Raw genomic sequence first — 21,368 nt, 5'->3', positions numbered from 1 at the left:
GGGCGGATAAGGCGTTTACGCCGCATCCGCCAGTGGCGCGGTGCAATTGCTGGATGCGACGCTTGCTGCGTCTTATCCGGCCTACAGGATTGCACATGTAGGGCGGATAAGGCGTTTACGCCGCATCCGCCAATAAATAACAACTAACAGGGAGTAAAGGCGATGGGAATTAACGAAATCATCATGTACATCATGATGTTCTTTATGCTGATAGCTGCCGTAGACAGGATCCTGTCGCAGTTCGGCGGTTCTGCTCGTTTCCTCGGTAAGTTCGGTAAAAGTATCGAAGGATCCGGCGGGCAGTTTGAAGAAGGCTTTATGGCGATGGGCGCACTGGGCCTGGCGATGGTTGGTATGACCGCGCTGGCACCGGTACTGGCCCACGTACTCGGACCGGTGATTATCCCGGTTTACGAAATGCTCGGCGCAAACCCGTCAATGTTCGCCGGAACACTGCTGGCGTGCGATATGGGCGGCTTCTTCCTCGCCAAAGAGCTGGCGGGCGGCGACGTAGCAGCGTGGCTATACTCTGGGTTAATTCTCGGGTCGATGATGGGGCCAACGATTGTGTTTTCCATTCCGGTGGCGCTCGGCATTATCGAACCTTCTGACCGTCGTTATCTGGCGCTCGGCGTGCTGGCGGGCATTGTGACCATTCCGATTGGCTGTATTGCCGGTGGTCTGGTGGCTATGTATTCCGGTGTGCAGATCAACGGTCAGCCAGTGGAATTCACCTTTGCCCTGATCCTGATGAACATGATCCCGGTACTTATCGTCGCGGTACTGGTGGCGCTGGGGCTGAAATTCATCCCGGAAAAAATGATCAACGGCTTCCAGATCTTCGCCAAATTCCTCGTTGCATTGATCACCCTCGGTCTTGCCGCTGCGGTAGTGAAATTCCTGCTCGGTTGGGAACTGATCCCCGGTCTGGATCCGATCTTCATGGCTCCAGGCGACAAACCCGGTGAAGTGATGCGCGCCATTGAAGTTATCGGTTCTATCTCCTGTGTTCTGTTAGGGGCGTACCCGATGGTATTGCTGCTGACCCGCTGGTTTGAAAAACCGCTGATGAGCGTCGGTAAAGTGCTGAATATGAACAATATCGCGGCAGCTGGCATGGTGGCAACGCTTGCCAACAACATCCCAATGTTTGGCATGATGAAGCAGATGGATACCCGCGGCAAAGTCATCAACTGCGCCTTCGCCGTTTCCGCTGCTTTCGCCCTGGGTGACCACTTAGGCTTCGCCGCTGCCAACATGAACGCCATGATTTTCCCGATGATTGTCGGCAAGTTGATCGGCGGCGTAACGGCGATTGGCGTGGCGATGATGCTGGTGCCAAAAGAAGACGCGACCGCGGCCAAAACCGAAGCGGAGGCACAATCGTGAACACTCGCCAGCTACTGAGCGTCGGTATCGATATCGGCACCACCACCACCCAGGTGATCTTCTCCCACCTGGAGCTGGTTAACCGTGCGGCGGTGTCGCAGGTGCCGCGCTACGAATTCATCAAACGCGAAATTAGCTGGCAAAGCCCGGTGTTCTTTACCCCTGTCGATAAACAGGGTGGTTTAAAAGAAGCGGAACTGAAATCGCTGATTTTAGAGCAATATCAGGCTGCGGGCATTGCGCCGGAAAGCGTTGATTCTGGTGCCATCATCATCACCGGTGAAAGCGCGAAAACCCGCAACGCTCGCCCGGCGGTGATGACGCTCTCCCAGTCGCTGGGCGATTTTGTCGTCGCCAGCGCCGGGCCGCATCTCGAATCCGTGATCGCCGGTCACGGTGCCGGGGCGCAAACCCTTTCTGAACAACGGCTGTGTCGGGTACTGAATATCGACATCGGCGGTGGCACCGCGAACTACGCCCTGTTCGATGCCGGAAAAATCAGCGGCACTGCCTGCCTCAACGTCGGTGGTCGCCTGCTGGAAACTGACAGCCAGGGGCGCGTGGTTTACGCTCATAAACCGGGGCAGATGATTGTGGATGAGTGCTTCGGTGCAGGCACTGACGCCCGTTCGCTGACCGGCGCGCAGCTGGTGCAGGTTACCCGCCGGATGGCAGAGCTGATTGTCGAAGTGATTGACGGAACGCTCTCGCCGCTCGCGCAGGCATTGATGCAAACCGGTTTGCTGCCCGCAGGTGTTACGCCCGAAATCATTACGCTTTCTGGCGGCGTGGGCGAATGTTATCGCCACCAGCCCGCTGACCCGTTCTGTTTTGCCGATATTGGCCCGCTTCTGGCAACGGCGCTGCATGACCATCCGCGCCTGCGTGAGATGAACGTGCAGTTTCCGGCGCAAACCGTACGCGCCACGGTGATTGGCGCGGGTGCACATACCCTTTCGCTCTCTGGCAGCACAATCTGGCTGGAGGGCGTACAACTGCCGCTGCGCAATTTGCCGGTGGCGATCCCAATTGATGAAACGGATCTGGTGAGTGCCTGGCAACAGGCGCTGATTCAGCTGGATCTTGATCCCAATTCTGACGCGTACGTGCTGGCGCTTCCCGCCTCGCTGCCTGTGCGTTACGCCGTGGTACTGACGGTCATCAACGCGCTGGTCGATTTCGTCGCGCGTTTTCCGAATCCGCATCCCCTGCTGGTGGTGGCCGGGCAGGACTTTGGTAAAGCTCTGGGCATGTTGTTGCGCCCACAGCTACAACAACTCCCGTTGGCAGTCATTGACGAAGTGATTGTCCGCGCGGGGGACTATATCGACATTGGTACGCCTCTTTTTGGCGGATCGGTTGTGCCGGTGACGGTGAAATCACTCGCATTTCCTTCCTGAGGGAACGACTTATGAAACTAAAGACCACATTGTTCGGCAATGTATATCAGTTTAAGGATGTAAAAGAGGTGCTGGCTAAAGCCAACGAACTGCGTTCGGGGGATGTGCTGGCGGGCGTTGCAGCGGCAAGCTCACAGGAGCGCGTGGCGGCAAAGCAGGTGTTGTCGGAAATGACGGTAGCGGACATCCGTAATAATCCGGTGATTGCCTATGAAGATGACTGCGTGACGCGGCTGATTCAGGACGACGTTAACGAAACGGCCTACAACCAGATTAAAAACTGGAGCATCAGCGAACTGCGTGAGTATGTGCTGAGCGATGAAACCAGCGTGGACGACATTGCCTTTACCCGCAAAGGGCTGACCTCGGAAGTGGTCGCGGCGGTAGCGAAGATTTGCTCCAACGCGGACCTGATCTACGGCGCGAAGAAAATGCCGGTAATCAAAAAGGCCAATACAACTATTGGTATTCCGGGCACCTTCAGCGCCCGTTTGCAGCCAAACGATACCCGCGACGACGTGCAAAGTATCGCCGCGCAAATCTACGAAGGGCTTTCTTTCGGGGTGGGCGATGCGGTGATCGGCGTTAACCCGGTGACGGACGACGTGGAAAACTTAAGCCGCGTGTTGGACACCATCTATGGCGTGATCGACAAATTCAACATTCCGACCCAGGGCTGCGTGCTGGCGCACGTCACCACCCAGATTGAAGCGATCCGTCGTGGCGCACCAGGCGGGCTGATTTTCCAGAGTATCTGCGGCAGCGAAAAAGGGCTGAAAGAGTTTGGCGTGGAGCTGGCGATGCTCGATGAAGCACGCGCAGTGGGCGCGGAGTTCAACCGTATCGCCGGGGAAAACTGCCTCTACTTCGAAACCGGACAAGGCTCTGCGCTGTCCGCTGGCGCTAACTTCGGCGCAGACCAGGTGACGATGGAAGCACGTAACTATGGGCTGGCGCGTCATTACGATCCGTTTATCGTCAACACCGTGGTCGGCTTTATTGGGCCGGAGTATCTCTACAACGACCGCCAGATTATCCGTGCGGGCTTAGAAGATCACTTTATGGGTAAGCTGAGCGGCATCTCTATGGGCTGTGACTGCTGCTACACCAACCACGCTGACGCTGACCAGAACCTCAACGAAAACCTGATGATCCTGCTCGCCACCGCAGGCTGCAACTACATCATGGGGATGCCGCTGGGCGATGACATCATGCTCAACTATCAGACCACCGCATTCCACGACACTGCCACTGTGCGTCAGTTACTCAACCTGCGCCCGTCACCGGAGTTTGAACGCTGGCTGGAAAGCATGGGCATTATGGCAAACGGTCGCCTGACCAAACGGGCGGGCGATCCGTCACTGTTCTTCTGATGACGCGGAGATAACACATCATGGATCAAAAACAGATTGAAGAAATTGTACGCAGCGTGATGGCGTCAATGGGACAAGCGGCCCCCGCGCCGTCAGAAGCAAAGTGCGCCACCACCACCTGTGCGGCACCGGTGACCTCGGAAAGCTGCGCGCTGGACTTAGGCTCTGCGGAAGCAAAAGCGTGGATTGGTGTTGAAAACCCGCATCGCGCAGACGTATTAACAGAACTGCGTCGCAGCACCGTGGCCCGCGTTTGTACCGGTCGTGCCGGTCCGCGTCCGCGTACCCAGGCGTTGCTGCGTTTCCTGGCCGATCACTCTCGTTCGAAAGATACCGTACTGAAAGAAGTGCCGGAAGAGTGGGTGAAAGCGCAGGGCTTGCTGGAAGTCCGCTCTGAAATTAGCGACAAAAATCTCTACCTGACTCGTCCGGATATGGGCCGCCGCCTGTGTGCAGAAGCTGTTGAAGCCCTGAAAGCACAGTGTGTTGCTAATCCGGACGTGCAGGTCGTTATTTCTGATGGCCTGTCAACTGATGCGATCACCGTGAACTACGAAGAGATCCTGCCACCGCTGATGGCGGGCCTGAAACAGGCCGGGCTGAAAGTCGGTACGCCATTCTTTGTTCGTTATGGTCGCGTGAAGATTGAAGATCAGATCGGTGAGATCCTCGGCGCGAAAGTGGTGATCCTGCTGGTGGGGGAACGCCCGGGATTAGGGCAGTCAGAAAGTCTCTCCTGCTACGCCGTTTACTCGCCGCGTATGGCGACCACCGTTGAGGCCGATCGCACCTGCATCTCTAACATTCACCAGGGCGGCACGCCGCCGGTTGAAGCCGCAGCCGTCATTGTGGATTTGGCGAAACGTATGCTGGAGCAGAAAGCATCCGGCATCAACATGACCCGATAAGGAGGCATCATGCCAGCTTTAGATTTGATTCGACCGTCGGTCACCGCCATGCGGGTGATTGCCTCTGTTAACGCCGAATTTGCGCGTGAACTGAAATTGCCGCCGCATATTCGTAGCCTCGGGCTGATTTCTGCTGATTCCGATGACGTCACCTACATTGCGGCTGACGAAGCGACCAAACAGGCGATGGTCGAAGTGGTGTATGGTCGCTCGCTGTATGCGGGCGCTGCACACGGACCGTCACCGACTGCCGGTGAAGTGCTGATTATGCTTGGTGGGCCAAACCCGGCGGAAGTGCGTGCAGGTCTGGATGCGATGGTTGCGCATATTGAAAATGGCGCTGCTTTCCAGTGGGCTAATGACGCAGAAAATACAGCCTTCCTGGCACATGTAGTTTCGCGTACCGGTTCTTATCTCTCATCAACCGCCGGGATCACGCTTGGCGATCCGATGGCGTATCTGGTGGCACCGCCGCTGGAAGCGACCTATGGCATTGATGCAGCCCTGAAATCTGCCGACGTACAGCTGGTGACCTATGTCCCGCCGCCGTCTGAAACCAACTACTCGGCAGCATTTTTAACCGGTAGCCAGGCCGCGTGTAAAGCAGCCTGTAACGCCTTTACCGATGCAGTGCTGGAAATCGCGCGTAATCCAATCCAGCGTGCGTAACGGAGGTTGCCGATGATCAATGCACTGGGATTGCTGGAAGTGGATGGCATGGTCGCCGCGATAGATGCTGTGGATGCCATGCTCAAAGCAGCTAACGTTCGTCTGCTCAGTCACGAAGTGCTTGACCCTGGTCGCCTAACGCTGGTGGTGGAAGGCGATCTGGCGGCGTGTCGTGCGGCGCTGGACGCAGGTTGTGCTGCCGCGATGCGTACCGGGCGTGTCATCAGCCGCAAGGAGATCGGTCGGCCAGACGATGACACCCAGTGGCTGGTTACTGGCTTTAACCGCCAGCCGAAGCAACCCGTAAAGGAACCCGACGCGCCAGTTATCGTCGCGGAATCTGCTGACGAGTTGTTGGCGCTGTTAACATCAGTACGTCAGGGAATGACGGCAGGAGAAGTGGCTGCCCACTTTGGCTGGCCGCTGGAAAAAGCCAGAAATGCGCTCGAACAGCTCTTTTCTGCCGGGACGTTACGTAAACGCAGTAGTCGTTATCGTCTCAAGCCCCATTAACCTGTCGGAGGTGCCGGGTGTCCTACAACACCCGGCATTAACATCATGAAAAAGACCCGTACAGCCAATTTGCACCATCTTTATCATGAACCCTTACCCGAAAACCTGAAGCTCACGCCGAAGGTCGAAGTGGATAATGTTCATCAACGACAGACAACGGATGTCTATGAACATGCTTTGACGATTACCGCCTGGCAGCAGATTTACGATCAGCTGCATCCGGGCAAGTTTCATGGTGAATTTACGGAAATTCTACTCGATGATATTCAGGTTTTTCGTGAATACACTGGTCTGGCGCTGCGTCAGTCGTGCCTGGTCTGGCCGAATTCGTTCTGGTTTGGCATTCCGGCGACGCGCGGTGAGCAGGGATTTATCGGTTCGCAATGTCTGGGAAGCGCAGAAATAGCGACGCGCCCTGGTGGAACCGAGTTTGAATTAAGTACGCCGGACGATTACACGATCCTGGGCGTAGTGCTTTCTGAAGATGTCATCACCCGTCAGGCTAACTTTTTGCATAATCCGGATCGGGTATTACATATGCTGCGTAGCCAGTCGGCGTTGGAAGTGAAAGAGCAGCATAAAGCCGCGCTGTGGGGCTTTGTCCAACAGGCGCTGGCGACATTTTGCGAGAACCCGGAAAATCTTCATCAGCCTGCAGTGCGAAAAGTGCTGGGGGATAATTTGCTCATGGCGATGGGGGCGATGCTGGAAGAAGCGCAACCAATGGTGACGACGGAAAGCATCAGTCATCAGAGTTACCGTAGATTACTTTCCCGCGCCCGTGAATATGTGCTGGAAAATATGTCTGAGCCGGTGACGGTGCTGGACTTGTGTAATCAACTGCATGTCAGCCGCCGCACGCTACAAAACGCGTTTCACGCTATTTTAGGCATTGGCCCAAATGCGTGGCTGAAACGCATTCGCCTGAACGCCGTACGCCGCGAACTGATAAGCCCTTGGTCGCAAAGCACAACGGTAAAAGACGCCGCCATGCAGTGGGGATTCTGGCATCTGGGGCAATTCGCCACGGATTATCAGCAACTGTTTGCCGAGAAGCCGTCACTGACGCTGCATCAGCGGATGCGGGAATGGGGGTGAGGGAGTTACACCCAATCCCTGACCTTAATAAACTCACTTAACGCCGCTTCCGGACTGCCATCTTCTGGATGATAATCGTACTCCCAGCGTACCAGCGGCGGCATTGACATCAGGATAGACTCGGTGCGCCCGCCGGTTTGCAGGCCAAACAGCGTGCCGCGATCCCAGACCAGATTGAACTCGACATAACGACCGCGACGATATAACTGGAAATTGCGCTCGCGCTCGCCGTAGGCCATCGTTTTACGTCGCTCTACAATTGGTAAATAAGCGTCGGTGTAGCCTTTGCCTACCGCCTGCATAAAGGCAAAACAGTGGTCAAAGTCTGGCGTGTTCAGGTCATCAAAGAACAGGCCGCCAATGCCGCGTTGTTCGTTACGATGTTTGAGGTAGAAGTAGTCGTCGCACCACTTTTTGTAACGCGGATAAACGTCTTCGCCAAATGGCAGGCACAGGTCACGGGCGGTGCGGTGCCAGTGAATGGCGTCTTCTTCAAAACCATAGAAAGGGGTTAAGTCGAAGCCGCCGCCAAACCACCAGACGGGTTCGGCACCCGGTTTTTCGGCAATAAAAAACCGCACATTCGCGTGGCTGGTGGGAACGTACGGATTATGCGGATGCACTACCAGTGAAACGCCCATCGCCTCGAAACTGCGCCCGGCAAGTTCCGGGCGATGAGCGGTGGCGGAAGCAGGCATCGCCTCACCGTGGACATGTGAAAAGTTGACACCCGCCTGTTCGAAAACACCACCATTACGCAACACCCGGCTACGTCCGCCGCCGCCAGCTTCGCGCTGCCAGCTATCTTCGACAAACTCTGCGCCATCGACGGCGCTCAGCTGCTGACAAATTGTATCCTGAAGGTTGAGCAGGAACTGTTTAACCTGGTGTGCGTCGGGTTTCATCACTTACCGCTTTCTCGAGTGTGCTTTCTGGTTGTCAAACCAGTGAAAATAACTGATCACGCCTTCGGCAATCGCTGTGGCGATTTTCTGGCGAAATGCTGCCGTGCCTAACAGCCGCTCTTCTTCCGGGTTGGTGATAAACGAGGTTTCCACCAGCACCGAAGGAACCGACGGCGATTTCAACACCACAAACGCGGCTTGTTCGGTGTTGCGGCTGTGCAGTTTATGCACCGGCTTAATCTTTTTCAGAATATGCGAGCCGAGCGTCAGGCTGTTTTTAATAGTATCGGTTTGCACCAGATCAAACAGCACTTGCTGCAATAGGTGATCCTTGTCAGTCGCCTTTTTACCGGCAACTTCATCGGCGCGGTTTTCGCGTTCAGACAGGTATTTCGCCATTGCGCTACTTGCCCCACGGTTAGAGAGGGCAAATACCGAAGCACCGGCAGCTTTCGGGTTGGTAAAGCCATCGGCATGAATTGACATAAACAGATCTGCGCCATGTTTATGGGCGATTTCAACGCGATCGTAAAGTGGGATAAACGTATCGCCAGAACGCGTTAAACGCGCATCAATCCCATGATTACGCAAAATGGAACGGATGTTTTTAGCAATCGCCAGCACCACATGTTTTTCTTTCGAACCGTTGCGTCCGATCGCTCCGGTATCGATCCCACCGTGGCCTGGATCGAGAACAACGACACGTTTGCCGCCAGATTTTTTGGCTTTCGGCTTGCTGTGTCCGTTGCTGGTTTTTAAAGGTTCGTCTTTGGCGATGGCTTGCGACATTCCTGACAACGTCAGGGCAGCCAAACCGGCTTTCAGCACCTGGCGGCGCGAAGTGAGTGTTTTTAGTGGTTTAAAAGTGCTCATACGGCCTGAGTTGTAATAATAAAGTTCCAGATGTTATATCGTATCGCGTAATCCGTTACGACCGTTTGCTGATGAGAATTGTTTTACTTTTCATTTCAATAGTTGACAACTCCCCATTATGCCACTTTTTCAACCGATTTTCGTCAGATATTGGCTAATTCGACCGTTCACGCCATAATCAGCCTTTTAACCCGCAAAAAGGTAACGAATACCATGGAGATACGCGTATTTCGCCAGGAAGATTTCGAAGAGGTCATCACCCTTTGGGAGCGTTGCGACTTGCTGCGTCCGTGGAACGATCCGGAAATGGACATCGAGCGTAAGATGAACCATGACGTCAGTTTGTTTCTGGTCGCTGAGGTGAACGGTGAAGTGGTCGGAACGGTGATGGGCGGTTATGACGGGCATCGCGGGTCTGCTTATTATCTTGGCGTGCATCCAGAGTTTCGTGGGCGTGGGATTGCTAATGCGTTGCTTAATCGGCTGGAGAAAAAGCTGATTGCTCGCGGCTGTCCGAAAATTCAGATCAACGTGCCGGAAGATAACGACATGGTGCTCGGAATGTATGAACGCCTGGGATATGAACACGCCGACGTGCTGAGTCTGGGTAAGCGTTTGATTGAAGATGAAGAGTACTGAGTTTCATCCTGTCCATTATGATGCGCACGGTCGCCTGCGTTTACCCTTGCTCTTCTGGCTTGTGCTATTGCTTCAGGCGCGAACCTGGGTGCTGTTTGTCATTGCTGGTGCGTCGCGCGAGCAGGGTACTGCGCTGCTAAATCTGTTTTATCCCGATCACGATAATTTCTGGCTGGGGTTGATTCCCGGCATTCCGGCGGTGCTGGCGTTTTTGCTGAGTGGTCGGCGGGCTTCATTTCCCCGTATCTGGCATGTGCTCTATTTTCTGTTGCTGTTGGCGCAGGTGGTTTTACTTTGCTGGCAACCGTGGCTGTGGCTGAACGGTGAATCCGTTAGCGGTATCGGGCTGGCGCTGGTAGTGGCGGATATTGTGGCGTTAATCTGGCTGCTGACCAATCGACGTTTACGCGCTTGTTTTAATGAAGAAAAAGAATAACGGCACTTTTTGGTGAATTTGCACTCCAAGCAACGTTATTGAATAACCAAAGGAAGTGACATGAAATCGCTGCGTTTAATGTTATGCGCTATGCCGTTGATGCTGACCGGCTGTTCCACGATGTCGTCAGTTAACTGGTCTGCCGCTAACCCGTGGAACTGGTTTGGGTCGTCCACCAAAGTGAGCGAGCAGGGCGTTGGTGAATTAACGGCGTCCACACCACTGCAAGAACAAGCCATTGCCGATGCGCTTGATGGCGATTATCGCCTGCGCAGCGGAATGAAAACCGCGAACGGCAACGTGGTGCGCTTTTTTGAAGTGATGAAAGGCGACAACGTGGCGATGGTGATTAACGGCGATCAGGGTACGATCAGCCGCATTGATGTGCTGGATAGCGATATTCCTGCTGACACCGGTGTTAAAATCGGTACACCGTTTAGCGACCTTTACAGCAAAGCATTTGGCAATTGCCAAAAAGCTGATGGTGATGATAATCGTGCCGTCGAATGTAAAGCCGAAGGCAGTCAACATATTAGCTACCAGTTCAGCGGGGAATGGAGTGGTCCTGAAGGGTTAATGCCTTCGGACGATACCCTGAAAAACTGGAAAGTCAGTAAAATTATCTGGCGGCGTTAATTTGCGTCTGAACAAACCGCCGCCGCGAAAAAACACGTAAAATAGCGCCCAACAATGCCACGGATTGCGTGGCATTCTTATTTTCAGGAGGAACAATGTCTCAGGTTCAGAGTGGCATTTTGCCAGAACATTGCCGCGCGGCGATTTGGATCGAAGCCAACGTGAAAGGGGAAGTTGACGCCCTGCGTGCGGCCAGTAAAACATTTGCCGACAAACTGGCAACTTTTGAAGCGAAATTCCCGGACGCGCATCTTGGTGCGGTGGTTGCCTTTGGTAACAACACCTGGCGCGCTCTGAGCGGCGGCGTTGGGGCCGAAGAGCTGAAAGATTTTCCGGGCTATGGTAAAGGCCTTGCGCCGACGACCCAGTTCGATGTGTTGATCCACATTCTTTCTCTGCGTCACGACGTAAACTTCTCTGTCGCCCAGGCGGCGATGGAAGCGTTTGGTGATTGCATTGAAGTGAAAGAAGAGATCCACGGCTTCCGTTGGGTTGAAGAGCGTGACCTGAGCGGCTTCGTTGACGGTACTGAAAACCCGGCGGGTGAAGAGACGCGCCGCGAAGTGGCGGTTATCAAAGACGGCGTGGATGCAGGCGGCAGCTATGTGTTTGTGCAGCGTTGGGAGCACAACCTCAAGCAGCTCAACCGGATGAGCGTTCACGATCAGGAGATGATGATCGGGCGCACCAAAGAGGCCAACGAAGAGATTGACGGCGACGAACGTCCGGAAACCTCTCACCTGACCCGCGTTGATCTGAAAGAAGATGGCAAAGGGCTGAAGATTGTTCGACAGAGCCTTCCGTACGGCACCGCCAGCGGTACGCACGGTCTGTACTTCTGTGCCTACTGCGCGCGTCTGCATAACATTGAGCAGCAACTGCTGAGCATGTTTGGCGATACCGATGGCAAACGTGATGCGATGTTGCGTTTTACCAAACCGGTCACTGGCGGCTATTACTTCGCGCCGTCGCTGGACAAGTTGATGGCGTTGTAAGCGTTTCTGATTCGATGATTAAAGGCCAGCCAGTATCACAACTGACTGGCCTTTTTATTACTGCTTTAACGCCGCATACACTTGATCAACTACTTTCTGTCAGAACAGGGAATTTTGCGGCGCTGACGCTACAACTAACAGCCAGCAGAGAAAGATAGAGCATTGTCCGTTTCATGATATCAGTCCAGATTGACGTTACGGCAGCCAAAGAGCGTGGTGAAAATAAACCCGCAAACCCATGCCACCAGAATCCCGCCAGCATAAACCGCCATTGCCGGAAGGATGCCTTGTGCGGAAGTCATCAGCGGCAGCGCCACCAGACCAGACGGCCCAAAGGCGCTGTTTAAGCCCATCGGCAGACCCCACCAGGCTATCAATCCGATAAACAAACCGCCCGCCGCGCCGCCTAAACAGGCGGTAATAAACGGTTTCATGCGGGGCAGGGTGACGCCATAAATCAACGGTTCGCCAACGCCCAGCAGGCCGGGAATAATCGCCCCGCGTACCTGACTGCGTAATGCACTGTGCGGTTGCGCCCGCCAGTAGAGTGCCAGCGCCGCGCCCACCTGGCCCGCGCCTGCCATCGAAAGGATGGGAAATAAGCTGTTGAATCCCTGACTGTCCATTAACGCGAGGTAAACAGGAATAAAGCCCTGATGCACGCCAAACACCACGGCGATCAGGAACAGCCCGGCTAAAACCGCACAACCGAGCGGATTACTGTTCAGGTGCATAAACAGCCACGACATGCCTTCAAACAGCCAGCCGCCCAGCGGCATAATGATCAGGTAAGCCAGCGTAGCGGTGATCAGCAGGGTGATTAACGAGGTCAACAGCATGTCGAGATCGTCCGGCATAAAGCGGCGCACCATGCCTTCGATGCGGGCGCAGGCCCACGCGGCAATCAACACGCCGATAATATTGCCGCGCGGATCGATGGGCAGACCAAAGAAATCGTGAAATCCGGCGTAGTAACCAGTGGTGGCAGCAGGGTTATAACCGAGCAAAAAGAGCGCGGCGATAATTGCGCCATTGACGCCCGTGCCGCCGAACGCCTGGGCCGCGTTATAGCCCACCAGAATTACCAGGAAGGTGAACAAGCCTTTGCTGAACACCTTCATAAAATTCAGCGCGTCGGGCAGCGTTCCCTGAGCATCTGCCGGAACGTGCATCACCGTGGCGATTAACGTCGCTATCCCCAGCAACAGACCCGCAGCAATAAAACCGGGGATCAGCGGCGTGAAGATGGTGGCGAATTTGGCGAGAAATTGTTGCACGCCGGAGGTTTGTTTGGCTTTTAACTGACGTTTGTTCTGGGCGGCGATTTCTGCGGCATCCTGTACCGGTGCTTCTCCCAGCAGCTCGCTCATCGCTTTTGCGGCGCGATGCGCTTTACCTGGCCCAAAAACGACCTGCACCTGGTCGCTGGTCAAAATGACGCCCTTCACGCCTTCCAGCGTTTTGATATTGGGATCAACCAGTGAACTGTCATGTACACCCAGACGCAGGCGCGTCATACAGTTACCACAACTGGCGATATTTCCCGGTCCACCGACACGGGTAAGAATGGTGTTCAGAAGTTCACTGCTGATCTCTTTGGCCATGGGTTATTCCTTGTCTAAAACCTGACGAATAAAGCCGCCGTGTTGATCAAGGCGTTTTTTAGCTTCTGCGGCATCGAGATTTTTCAGCACCATCACAATGGCCGTTTTACAGTTGCGCTCGCAGGCAACCAATGCCGCTTCCGCTTGCTCTGCGCTACATCCGGTAGCGTTTTTGACGATATTGACCTGGCGTACATGCAGTTTTTCATTGGTGGCGACCACATCGACCATCAGGTTGCCGAACACTTTGCCGGATTTAATCATCAGCCCGGTGGAAAGCATATTGAGCACCAGTTTCTGCGCCGTGCCTGCTTTCATTCGCGAAGAACCAGTGACCACTTCGGCCCCAACAACTGGCGTAATGGCAAACTCTGCGGTGGTTGAAACGGCGCTCCCCGGATTACAGGAAATTCCCACTGTGCGGCAGCCGAGCTGGCGTGCGTATTCCAGTCCGGCAATCACATACGGCGTGCGTCCGCTGGCCGCAATACCAACCACCACATCCTGCGCGGTTAAGCCGATATTTTTCAGATCATTAACACCGCCTTCCCGGCTATCTTCCGCGCCTTCCACCGCGTGCTGAATGGCATATTCGCCGCCAGCAATCAAACCAACTACCAGGCCCGGTTTAACGCCGTAGGTGGGCGGACATTCGCTGGCATCCAGAATCCCCAGACGACCGGATGTTCCCGCACCGAGATAAATCAGACGACCGCCGCCGCTGACCTGGGCGTGGATAACATCGATCGCCGCGGCGATATCCGGCAGTACGCGCTCAACGGCGAGTGGTACGGTTTTATCTTCATCGTTGATAATCCGGCACATTTCCAGCGTTGATACGCGGTCAATTTCAGCCGAGGCGGCGTTCGAGCCTTCGGTAATCATCTTTTCAAGTTGCATCGGTGGTGACCTTACTATTTACGATCAAATAATTGCAGATGTATGGAATCATATATCCCGAATTGACAGACTTAAAGGAATCATTGAGTCTACACTCGCAGAGTGTGAAGAGCGTCATAAGAACTTAAGCGGAATTTTTGCTGCCAGCCCAGGAGAGTGGAAGATGTTGTACCTGACGAAAATACGCAATGCGGAAAGTGAATTTACCGAGAACGAGCAAAAAATTGCTGACTTTCTGCGGGCCAACGTGAGTGAGCTGAAATCCGTCTCTTCGCGCAAGATGGCGAAACAGCTCGGCATCAGCCAGTCGAGTATTGTGAAGTTTGCCCAGAAGCTCGGTGCGCAAGGATTTACTGAATTGCGTATGGCGTTAATTGGCGAATACAGTGCTAGCCGGGAGAAAACGAATGCCACGGCGCTGCACCTGCACAGTTCGATTACCAGTGATGATTCGCTGGAAGTGATTGCCCGCAAATTGAATCGCGAAAAAGAGCTGGCGCTGGAGCAAACCTGTGCGTTGTTCGACTACGCGCGGTTGCAAAAAATCATTGAGGTCATCAGTAAAGCACCGTTTATCCAGATAACGGGCCTGGGTGGGTCGGCGCTGGTGGGGCGCGATCTTTCATTCAAACTGATGAAAATTGGTTATCGTGTGGCCTGTGAAGCTGACACGCATGTACAAGCCACCGTTTCCCAGGCGCTGAAAAAAGGCGATGTACAAATCGCTATCTCTTACAGCGGCAGTAAAAAAGAGATTGTCTTGTGCGCCGAGGCAGCACGAAAGCAGGGGGCAACGGTGATTGCCATTACCTCGTTAACCGATTCCCCGCTGCGGCGGCTGGCGCATTACACCCTCGATACCGTTTCTGGCGAAACCGAATGGCGCAGCTCGTCGATGTCCACCCGCACGGCGCAAAATTCTGTTACCGATTTACTGTTTGTTGGCCTTGTGCAACTCAATGATGTGGAGTCATTGAAAATGATTGAGCGCAGCAGTGAGCTAACGCAACGCCTGAAATGATGCATAAAGCAGCGACTGGATTGAGATTTTCCTGAATTAGTGAGCTGATCCGCAGCAATATTTTGTTTATCCTGTATTTTCAGAGGGAATGGAGTGTAACGCTCTGTATTAACAAGGAGAGCATTAAAATGGGTAAACTCACGGGCAAGACAGCACTGATTACGGGCGCATTGCAGGGAATTGGCGAAGGAATTGCCAGAACTTTTGCGCGTCATGGCGCAAACCTAATCTTGCTGGATATCTCCCCTGAGATCGAAAAGCTGGCGGACGAACTGTGTGGTCGTGGTCATCGCTGTACGGCGGTTGTCGCCGATGTGCGTGACCCGGCGTCGGTCGCCGCAGCTATCAAGCGCGCGAAGGAAAAAGAAGGGCGCATTGATATCCTGGTGAATAACGCAGGCGTTTGTCGTCTGGGCAGTTTCCTCGATATGAGCGATGAAGATCGCGATTTCCATATTGATATCAATATTAAAGGTGTATGGAACGTCACGAAGGCGGTGCTGCCGGAGATGATTGCCCGCAAAGATGGTCGCATTGTGATGATGTCTTCAGTCACTGGCGATATGGTGGCCGATCCGGGTGAAACGGCGTACGCTTTAACGAAAGCGGCGATTGTTGGCCTGACTAAATCGCTAGCGGTGGAGTACGCGCAGTCGGGGATTCGCGTTAACGCCATCTGCCCGGGATACGTCCGCACGCCAATGGCGGAAAGCATTGCCCGCCAGTCGAACCCGGAAGATCCAGAATCGGTGCTGACTGAAATGGCGAAAGCAATCCCGCTGCGTCGCCTCGCCGATCCGCTGGAAGTTGGCGAACTGGCGGCCTTCCTCGCATCGGATGAATCAAGTTATTTAACCGGTACACAGAATGTGATTGATGGCGGCAGCACACTGCCGGAGACGGTTAGCGTCGGCATCTGATTCACCTCTGTTTCCTCCCTGCATTTGTGGGGAGGATTTCGTCTTGAACCCGGTTCTTATTCCCTTTTCAACTTCCAAATCACCAAACGGTATATAAAACCGTTACTCCTTTCACGTCCGTTATAAATATGATGGCTATTAGAAAGTCATTAAATTTATAAGGGTGCGCAATGGCCGTTAACTTACTGAAAAAGAACTCACTCGCGCTGGTCGCTTCTCTGCTGCTGGCGGGCCATGTACAGGCAACGGAACTGCTGAACAGTTCTTATGACGTCTCCCGCGAGCTGTTTGCCGCCCTGAACCCGCCGTTTGAGCAACAATGGGCCAAAGATAACGGCGGCGACAAACTGACGATAAAACAATCTCATGCCGGGTCATCAAAACAGGCGTTGGCGATTTTGCAGGGCTTAAAAGCCGACGTTGTCACTTATAACCAGGTGACTGACGTACAAATCCTGCACGACAAAGGCAAGCTGATCCCGGCCGACTGGCAAACGCGCCTGCCGAATAACAGCTCGCCGTTCTACTCCACCATGGGTTTCCTGGTGCGTAAGGGCAACCCGAAAAATATCCACGACTGGAACGATCTGGTGCGCTCCGACGTGAAGCTGATTTTCCCGAACCCGAAAACGTCGGGTAACGCACGTTACACCTATCTGGCGGCATGGGGCGCAGCGGATAAAGCTGACGGTGGCGACAAAGCCAAAACCGAACAGTTTATGACCCAGTTCCTGAAAAACGTTGAAGTGTTCGATACCGGTGGCCGTGGCGCGACCACCACCTTTGCCGAGCGCGGGCTGGGCGATGTGCTGATTAGCTTCGAATCGGAAGTGAACAACATTCGTAAACAGTATGAAGCGCAGGGCTTCGAAGTAGTTATTCCGAAAACTAACATTCTTGCGGAATTCCCGGTGGCGTGGGTCGATAAAAATGTGCAGGCCAACGGTACGGAAAAAGCAGCAAAAGCTTACCTGAACTGGCTCTACAGCCCGCAGGCGCAAACCATCATCACCGACTATTACTACCGCGTAAATAACCCGGAAGTCATGGACAAACTGAAAGACAAATTCCCGCAGACCGAACTGTTCCGCGTGGAAGACAAATTTGGCTCCTGGCCGGAAGTGATGAAAACCCACTTCACCAGCGGCGGCGAGTTAGACAAGCTGTTAGCGGCGGGGCGTAATTAATGTTTGCAGTTTCATCAAGACGCGTGCTGCCGGGCTTTACCTTAAGCCTCGGCACCAGTCTGCTGTTTGTGTGCCTGATTTTGCTGCTGCCGCTCTCCGCGCTGGTGATGCAGCTCTCTGAGATGAGCTGGGCGCAGTACTGGGAGGTGATCACCAACCCGCAGGTGGTCGCGGCCTACAAAGTGACGCTGCTGTCGGCGTTTGTGGCATCAATTTTTAACGGCGTTTTCGGCCTGCTGATGGCGTGGATCTTAACCCGTTATCGCTTTCCGGGCCGCACGCTGCTTGATGCGCTGATGGATTTACCCTTTGCGCTGCCAACGGCAGTCGCCGGTTTAACGCTGGCCTCGCTCTTTTCCGTGAACGGTTTTTACGGTGAATGGCTGGCGAAGTTTGATATCAAAGTTACCTATACCTGGCTGGGGATTGCGGTGGCGATGGCTTTTACCAGTATTCCGTTTGTGGTGCGTACCGTGCAGCCGGTGCTGGAAGAGTTAGGCCCGGAATATGAAGAAGCTGCAGAAACGCTTGGTGCAACGCGCTGGCAGAGTTTCTGCAAAGTGGTGCTGCCGGAACTTTCTCCGGCGCTGGTGGCGGGCGTGGCGCTGTCGTTTACTCGTAGTCTTGGTGAGTTTGGCGCGGTGATTTTTATCGCCGGGAACATCGCCTGGAAGACGGAAGTGACGTCGCTGATGATTTTTGTGCGCTTGCAGGAGTTTGATTACCCGGCGGCGAGCGCGATTGCTTCGGTGATCCTCGCGGCATCCCTGCTGCTGTTGTTCTCAATTAACACTCTGCAAAGTCGCTTTGGTCGGCGTGTGGTAGGTCATTAATGGCGGAAGTTACCCAATTGAAGCGTTATGGCGCGCGCCCGATTAACTGGGGCAAGTGGTTTCTGATTGGTATCGGGATGCTGGTTTCGGCGTTCATCCTGCTGGTGCCGATGATTTATATCTTCGTACAGGCGTTCAGCAAAGGGCTGATGCCGGTTTTACAGAATCTGGCCGATCCGGACATGCTGCACGCCATCTGGCTGACGGTGATGATCGCGCTGATTGCCGTACCGGTAAACCTGGTGTTCGGCATTCTGCTGGCCTGGCTGGTGACGCGCTTTAACTTCCCTGGACGCCAGTTACTGCTGACGCTGCTGGACATTCCGTTTGCCGTGTCGCCTGTGGTAGCCGGTCTGGTGTATCTGCTGTTTTACGGCTCTAACGGCCCGCTCGGTGGCTGGCTGGATGAACATAATCTGCAAATTATGTTCTCCTGGCCGGGAATGGTGCTGGTCACCATCTTTGTGACGTGTCCGTTTGTGGTGCGCGAGCTGGTGCCGGTGATGTTAAGCCAGGGCAGCCAGGAAGACGAAGCGGCGATTTTGCTTGGCGCGTCTGGCTGGCAGATGTTTCGCCGCGTCACATTGCCGAACATTCGCTGGGCGCTGCTTTATGGCGTGGTGCTGACCAACGCCCGCGCGATTGGCGAGTTTGGTGCGGTGTCGGTGGTTTCCGGCTCGATTCGCGGCGAAACACTTTCGCTGCCGTTACAGATTGAATTGCTGGAGCAAGACTACAACACCGTCGGCTCCTTTACCGCTGCCGCGTTGTTGACGCTGATGGCGATTATCACCCTGTTTTTAAAGAGTATGTTGCAGTGGCGTCTGGAGAATCAGGAAAAACGCGCGCAGCAGGAGGAGCATCATGAGCATTGAGATTGCCAATATTAAGAAGTCTTTTGGTCGCACCCAGGTGCTGAACGATATCTCACTGGATATTCCTTCTGGTCAGATGGTCGCATTGCTGGGGCCGTCTGGTTCCGGGAAAACCACGCTGCTGCGCATTATTGCTGGGCTGGAGCATCAAACCAGCGGGCATATTCGCTTCCACGGCACCGACGTCAGCCGTCTGCACGCGCGCGATCGCAAAGTCGGTTTCGTGTTCCAGCATTACGCGCTGTTCCGTCATATGACGGTATTCGACAATATCGCTTTTGGCCTGACGGTGCTGCCGCGTCGCGAGCGCCCGAATGCCGCAGCCATCAAAGCGAAAGTGACAAAATTGCTGGAGATGGTGCAGCTTGCGCATCTGGCGGATCGTTATCCGGCACAGCTTTCCGGCGGGCAGAAACAGCGCGTGGCGCTGGCGCGTGCGCTGGCTGTGGAACCGCAAATTCTGCTGCTTGATGAACCGTTTGGCGCGCTGGATGCGCAGGTGCGTAAAGAGCTGCGTCGCTGGTTGCGTCAACTGCATGAAGAACTGAAATTTACCAGCGTATTCGTTACCCATGACCAGGAAGAAGCGACCGAAGTAGCCGATCGTGTAGTGGTGATGAGCCAGGGCAATATCGAGCAGGCTGATGCGCCGGATCAGGTATGGCGCGAACCAGCGACCCGCTTTGTGCTCGAATTTATGGGCGAAGTGAACCGCCTGCAGGGAACCATTCGCGGCGGGCAGTTCCATGTTGGCGCGCATCGCTGGCCGCTGGGCTACACACCTGCGTATCAGGGGCCGGTGGATCTCTTCCTGCGCCCTTGGGAAGTGGATATCAGCCGCCGTACCAGCCTCGATTCGCCGCTGCCGGTACAGGTACTGGAAGCCAGCCCGAAAGGCCACTACACCCAATTAGTCGTGCAGCCGCTGGGGTGGTACAACGAAGCGCTGACGGTCGTGATGCACGGCGACGACGCCCCGCAACGTGGCGAGCGTTTATTCGTTGGTCTGCAACATGCGCGGCTGTATAACGGCGACGAGCGTATTGAAACCCGCGATGAGGAACTTGCTCTCGCACAAAGCGCCTGATAGGTTGAGTGAATGTTAAACGCCCGGAGGCGCTTCCCGCGATCCGGGCTTTTTAATGGCAAGGTTTGTAACCTGTAAGCCTGATAAGACGCGTAAGCGTCGCATCAGGCAACACCACGTATGGATAGAGATCGTGAGTACATTAGAACAAACAATTGGCAATACGCCTCTGGTGAAGTTGCAGCGAATGGGGCCGAATAACGGCAGTGAAATCTGGTTGAAACTGGAAGGCAATAACCCGGCAGGTTCGGTAAAAGATCGTGCGGCACTTTCGATGATCGTCGAGGCGGAAAAGCGCGGGGAAATTAAACCGGGGGACGTGCTGATCGAAGCCACCAGTGGTAACACCGGCATTGCGCTGGCAATGATTGCCGCGCTTAAAGGCTATCGCATGAAATTGCTGATGCCCGACAACATGAGCCAGGAACGCCGTGCGGCGATGCGTGCTTATGGTGCGGAACTGATTCTTGTCACCAAAGAGCAGGGCATGGAAGGTGCGCGCGATCTGGCGCTGGAGATGGCGAATCGTGGTGAAGGAAAGCTGCTCGATCAGTTCAATAATCCTGATAATCCCTACGCCCATTACACCACCACCGGGCCGGAAATCTGGCAGCAAACTGGCGGGCGCATTACCCATTTTGTCTCCAGCATGGGAACAACCGGCACTATCACCGGCGTTTCACGCTTTATGCGCGAACAATCCAAACCGGTGACCATTGTTGGCCTGCAGCCGGAAGAGGGCAGTAGCATTCCCGGCATTCGCCGCTGGCCTGCGGAATATCTGCCGGGGATTTTCAACGCTTCTCTGGTGGATGAGGTGCTGGATATTCATCAGCGAGAAGCGGAAAACACCATGCGCGAACTGGCAGTGCGGGAAGGAATATTCTGTGGCGTCAGCTCCGGCGGCGCGGTTGCCGGAGCACTGCGCGTGGCAAAAGCTAACCCCGGCGCGGTGGTGGTCGCGATCATCTGCGATCGCGGCGATCGCTACCTTTCTACCGGGGTGTTTGGGGAAGAGCATTTTAGCCAGGGGGCGGGGATTTAAGGATTAATAGCACTTGAGATTGATGACAAATGCAAAACTGCCTGATGCGCTACGCTTATCAG

General features: G+C 54.6%; 22 protein-coding genes and 1 pseudogene. 18 read left to right on the top strand and 5 right to left on the bottom strand.

What is annotated here, in order from left to right; translation table 11 throughout:
* Positions 1-162 precede the first annotated feature (162 nt).
* From eutH to eutR, 7 genes are read left to right on the top strand one after another with little or no spacing between them, the layout of a single operon-like run.
* Positions 163-1,389 (top strand): ethanolamine utilization protein EutH, encoded by a 1,227-nt coding sequence (gene eutH / locus ACJHYR_RS07780; protein WP_000512386.1) that lies wholly within the window; start codon positions 163-165, stop codon positions 1,387-1,389.
* Positions 1,386-2,789, top strand: coding sequence for an ethanolamine ammonia-lyase reactivating factor EutA (gene eutA, locus ACJHYR_RS07775; protein WP_059327762.1), 1,404 nt, complete (start codon positions 1,386-1,388; stop codon positions 2,787-2,789). The genes eutH and eutA overlap by 4 nt, the downstream gene beginning before the upstream one ends.
* A gap of 11 nt (positions 2,790-2,800) precedes the next feature.
* Positions 2,801-4,162, top strand: a complete 1,362-nt coding sequence (gene eutB / locus ACJHYR_RS07770) for an ethanolamine ammonia-lyase subunit alpha (RefSeq protein ID WP_000769961.1) — start codon at positions 2,801-2,803, stop codon at positions 4,160-4,162.
* 20 nt (positions 4,163-4,182) lie between these two features.
* Positions 4,183-5,070, top strand: a complete 888-nt coding sequence (gene eutC, locus ACJHYR_RS07765) for an ethanolamine ammonia-lyase subunit beta (RefSeq protein WP_000372321.1) — start codon at positions 4,183-4,185, stop codon at positions 5,068-5,070.
* Between the two features lie 9 nt (positions 5,071-5,079).
* Positions 5,080-5,739: an ethanolamine utilization microcompartment protein EutL gene (gene eutL, locus ACJHYR_RS07760; RefSeq protein ID WP_001111038.1), complete on the top strand. Its 660-nt coding sequence runs from the start codon at positions 5,080-5,082 to the stop codon at positions 5,737-5,739.
* A 12-nt stretch (positions 5,740-5,751) separates the two neighbouring features.
* Positions 5,752-6,252, top strand: a complete 501-nt coding sequence (gene eutK / locus ACJHYR_RS07755) for an ethanolamine utilization microcompartment protein EutK (protein WP_001370491.1) — start codon at positions 5,752-5,754, stop codon at positions 6,250-6,252.
* A gap of 45 nt (positions 6,253-6,297) precedes the next feature.
* Positions 6,298-7,350 carry an HTH-type transcriptional regulator EutR gene (eutR, locus tag ACJHYR_RS07750; RefSeq protein WP_072837401.1) on the top strand — a complete coding sequence of 351 codons (1,053 nt, stop codon included), beginning with the start codon at positions 6,298-6,300 and terminating at the stop codon, positions 7,348-7,350.
* 5 nt (positions 7,351-7,355) lie between these two features.
* Here the strand turns inward: eutR and hemF are convergent, their stop codons facing one another.
* Positions 7,356-8,255, bottom strand: coding sequence for an oxygen-dependent coproporphyrinogen oxidase (hemF, locus tag ACJHYR_RS07745; protein WP_059327774.1), 900 nt, complete (start codon positions 8,253-8,255; stop codon positions 7,356-7,358).
* Between the two features lie 3 nt (positions 8,256-8,258).
* Positions 8,259-9,128, bottom strand: a complete 870-nt coding sequence (gene amiA, locus ACJHYR_RS07740) for an N-acetylmuramoyl-L-alanine amidase AmiA (protein WP_072837402.1) — start codon at positions 9,126-9,128, stop codon at positions 8,259-8,261.
* A 213-nt stretch (positions 9,129-9,341) separates the two neighbouring features.
* Here amiA and ACJHYR_RS07735 point away from each other — a divergent pair, with 213 nt between their 5' ends.
* From ACJHYR_RS07735 to yfeX, 4 genes are all read left to right on the top strand, one after another.
* Positions 9,342-9,767: a GNAT family acetyltransferase gene (locus ACJHYR_RS07735; protein ID WP_000406000.1), complete on the top strand. Its 426-nt coding sequence runs from the start codon at positions 9,342-9,344 to the stop codon at positions 9,765-9,767.
* A complete protein-coding gene (locus tag ACJHYR_RS07730) occupies positions 9,754-10,203 on the top strand; it encodes a DUF2919 domain-containing protein (protein ID WP_001296281.1) in 450 nt (149 codons plus the stop codon). The genes ACJHYR_RS07735 and ACJHYR_RS07730 overlap by 14 nt, the downstream gene beginning before the upstream one ends.
* 60 nt (positions 10,204-10,263) lie before the next feature.
* Positions 10,264-10,839 (top strand): RpoE-regulated lipoprotein, encoded by a 576-nt coding sequence (locus ACJHYR_RS07725; RefSeq protein ID WP_000838945.1) that lies wholly within the window; start codon positions 10,264-10,266, stop codon positions 10,837-10,839.
* Between the two features lie 95 nt (positions 10,840-10,934).
* Positions 10,935-11,834, top strand: coding sequence for a porphyrinogen peroxidase (yfeX, locus tag ACJHYR_RS07720; protein ID WP_000084590.1), 900 nt, complete (start codon positions 10,935-10,937; stop codon positions 11,832-11,834).
* 88 nt (positions 11,835-11,922) lie between these two features.
* Here the strand turns inward: yfeX and ACJHYR_RS07715 are convergent.
* From ACJHYR_RS07715 to murQ, 3 genes and pseudogenes are all read right to left on the bottom strand, one after another.
* Positions 11,923-12,009 (bottom strand): annotated as a pseudogene (locus tag ACJHYR_RS07715) (hypothetical protein); the annotation flags it as partial.
* 4 nt (positions 12,010-12,013) lie between these two features.
* Positions 12,014-13,438, bottom strand: a complete 1,425-nt coding sequence (gene murP / locus ACJHYR_RS07710) for a PTS N-acetylmuramic acid transporter subunit IIBC (RefSeq protein ID WP_001040486.1) — start codon at positions 13,436-13,438, stop codon at positions 12,014-12,016.
* A gap of 3 nt (positions 13,439-13,441) precedes the next feature.
* Positions 13,442-14,338, bottom strand: a complete 897-nt coding sequence (gene murQ / locus ACJHYR_RS07705) for an N-acetylmuramic acid 6-phosphate etherase (protein ID WP_001175617.1) — start codon at positions 14,336-14,338, stop codon at positions 13,442-13,444.
* A gap of 163 nt (positions 14,339-14,501) precedes the next feature.
* Here murQ and murR point away from each other — a divergent pair, with 163 nt between their 5' ends.
* From murR to cysM, 7 genes are all read left to right on the top strand, one after another.
* A complete protein-coding gene (murR, locus tag ACJHYR_RS07700) occupies positions 14,502-15,359 on the top strand; it encodes an HTH-type transcriptional regulator MurR (protein ID WP_000966440.1) in 858 nt (285 codons plus the stop codon).
* Positions 15,360-15,487: 128 nt separating this feature from the next.
* Positions 15,488-16,279: an SDR family oxidoreductase UcpA gene (gene ucpA / locus ACJHYR_RS07695; protein ID WP_000517442.1), complete on the top strand. Its 792-nt coding sequence runs from the start codon at positions 15,488-15,490 to the stop codon at positions 16,277-16,279.
* Positions 16,280-16,449: 170 nt separating this feature from the next.
* Positions 16,450-17,466, top strand: a complete 1,017-nt coding sequence (gene cysP / locus ACJHYR_RS07690) for a thiosulfate/sulfate ABC transporter substrate-binding protein CysP (protein WP_000290240.1) — start codon at positions 16,450-16,452, stop codon at positions 17,464-17,466.
* On the top strand, positions 17,466-18,299 hold the full coding sequence (gene cysT / locus ACJHYR_RS07685; protein WP_000458420.1) for a sulfate/thiosulfate ABC transporter permease CysT: 834 nt from the start codon (positions 17,466-17,468) through the stop codon (positions 18,297-18,299). The genes cysP and cysT overlap by 1 nt, the downstream gene beginning before the upstream one ends.
* Positions 18,299-19,174, top strand: coding sequence for a sulfate/thiosulfate ABC transporter permease CysW (cysW, locus tag ACJHYR_RS07680; RefSeq protein ID WP_000852714.1), 876 nt, complete (start codon positions 18,299-18,301; stop codon positions 19,172-19,174). The genes cysT and cysW overlap by 1 nt, the downstream gene beginning before the upstream one ends.
* Positions 19,164-20,261, top strand: a complete 1,098-nt coding sequence (gene cysA / locus ACJHYR_RS07675) for a sulfate/thiosulfate ABC transporter ATP-binding protein CysA (protein ID WP_000021031.1) — start codon at positions 19,164-19,166, stop codon at positions 20,259-20,261. The genes cysW and cysA overlap by 11 nt, the downstream gene beginning before the upstream one ends.
* Before the next feature lie 133 nt (positions 20,262-20,394).
* Positions 20,395-21,306 carry a cysteine synthase B gene (gene cysM, locus ACJHYR_RS07670; protein WP_001306253.1) on the top strand — a complete coding sequence of 304 codons (912 nt, stop codon included), beginning with the start codon at positions 20,395-20,397 and terminating at the stop codon, positions 21,304-21,306.
* Positions 21,307-21,368: the final 62 nt, after the last annotated feature.

Source organism: Escherichia sp. WS1450, from assembly GCF_046487395.1.
GTDB classification, from domain to species: Bacteria; Pseudomonadota; Gammaproteobacteria; order Enterobacterales; family Enterobacteriaceae; genus Escherichia; species Escherichia coli.
This window is presented reverse-complemented; position numbering and strand designations above follow the sequence as displayed.

Bases quoted from the DNA above. Each gene is read 5' to 3' on its own strand.
- eutH (WP_000512386.1), top strand. From the start codon at position 163: ATGGGAATTAACGAAATCATCATGTACATCATGATGTTCTTTATGCTG.
- eutB (WP_000769961.1), top strand. From the start codon at position 2,801: ATGAAACTAAAGACCACATTGTTCGGCAATGTATATCAGTTTAAGGAT.
- eutC (WP_000372321.1), top strand. From the start codon at position 4,183: ATGGATCAAAAACAGATTGAAGAAATTGTACGCAGCGTGATGGCGTCA.
- eutL (WP_001111038.1), top strand. From the start codon at position 5,080: ATGCCAGCTTTAGATTTGATTCGACCGTCGGTCACCGCCATGCGGGTG.
- eutK (WP_001370491.1), top strand. From the start codon at position 5,752: ATGATCAATGCACTGGGATTGCTGGAAGTGGATGGCATGGTCGCCGCG.
- eutR (WP_072837401.1), top strand. From the start codon at position 6,298: ATGAAAAAGACCCGTACAGCCAATTTGCACCATCTTTATCATGAACCC.
- hemF (WP_059327774.1), bottom strand. From the start codon at position 8,255: ATGAAACCCGACGCACACCAGGTTAAACAGTTCCTGCTCAACCTTCAG.
- amiA (WP_072837402.1), bottom strand. From the start codon at position 9,128: ATGAGCACTTTTAAACCACTAAAAACACTCACTTCGCGCCGCCAGGTG.
- ACJHYR_RS07735 (WP_000406000.1), top strand. From the start codon at position 9,342: ATGGAGATACGCGTATTTCGCCAGGAAGATTTCGAAGAGGTCATCACC.
- ACJHYR_RS07730 (WP_001296281.1), top strand. From the start codon at position 9,754: ATGAAGAGTACTGAGTTTCATCCTGTCCATTATGATGCGCACGGTCGC.
- ACJHYR_RS07725 (WP_000838945.1), top strand. From the start codon at position 10,264: ATGAAATCGCTGCGTTTAATGTTATGCGCTATGCCGTTGATGCTGACC.
- yfeX (WP_000084590.1), top strand. From the start codon at position 10,935: ATGTCTCAGGTTCAGAGTGGCATTTTGCCAGAACATTGCCGCGCGGCG.
- murP (WP_001040486.1), bottom strand. From the start codon at position 13,438: ATGGCCAAAGAGATCAGCAGTGAACTTCTGAACACCATTCTTACCCGT.
- murQ (WP_001175617.1), bottom strand. From the start codon at position 14,338: ATGCAACTTGAAAAGATGATTACCGAAGGCTCGAACGCCGCCTCGGCT.
- murR (WP_000966440.1), top strand. From the start codon at position 14,502: ATGTTGTACCTGACGAAAATACGCAATGCGGAAAGTGAATTTACCGAG.
- ucpA (WP_000517442.1), top strand. From the start codon at position 15,488: ATGGGTAAACTCACGGGCAAGACAGCACTGATTACGGGCGCATTGCAG.
- cysP (WP_000290240.1), top strand. From the start codon at position 16,450: ATGGCCGTTAACTTACTGAAAAAGAACTCACTCGCGCTGGTCGCTTCT.
- cysT (WP_000458420.1), top strand. From the start codon at position 17,466: ATGTTTGCAGTTTCATCAAGACGCGTGCTGCCGGGCTTTACCTTAAGC.
- cysW (WP_000852714.1), top strand. From the start codon at position 18,299: ATGGCGGAAGTTACCCAATTGAAGCGTTATGGCGCGCGCCCGATTAAC.
- cysA (WP_000021031.1), top strand. From the start codon at position 19,164: ATGAGCATTGAGATTGCCAATATTAAGAAGTCTTTTGGTCGCACCCAG.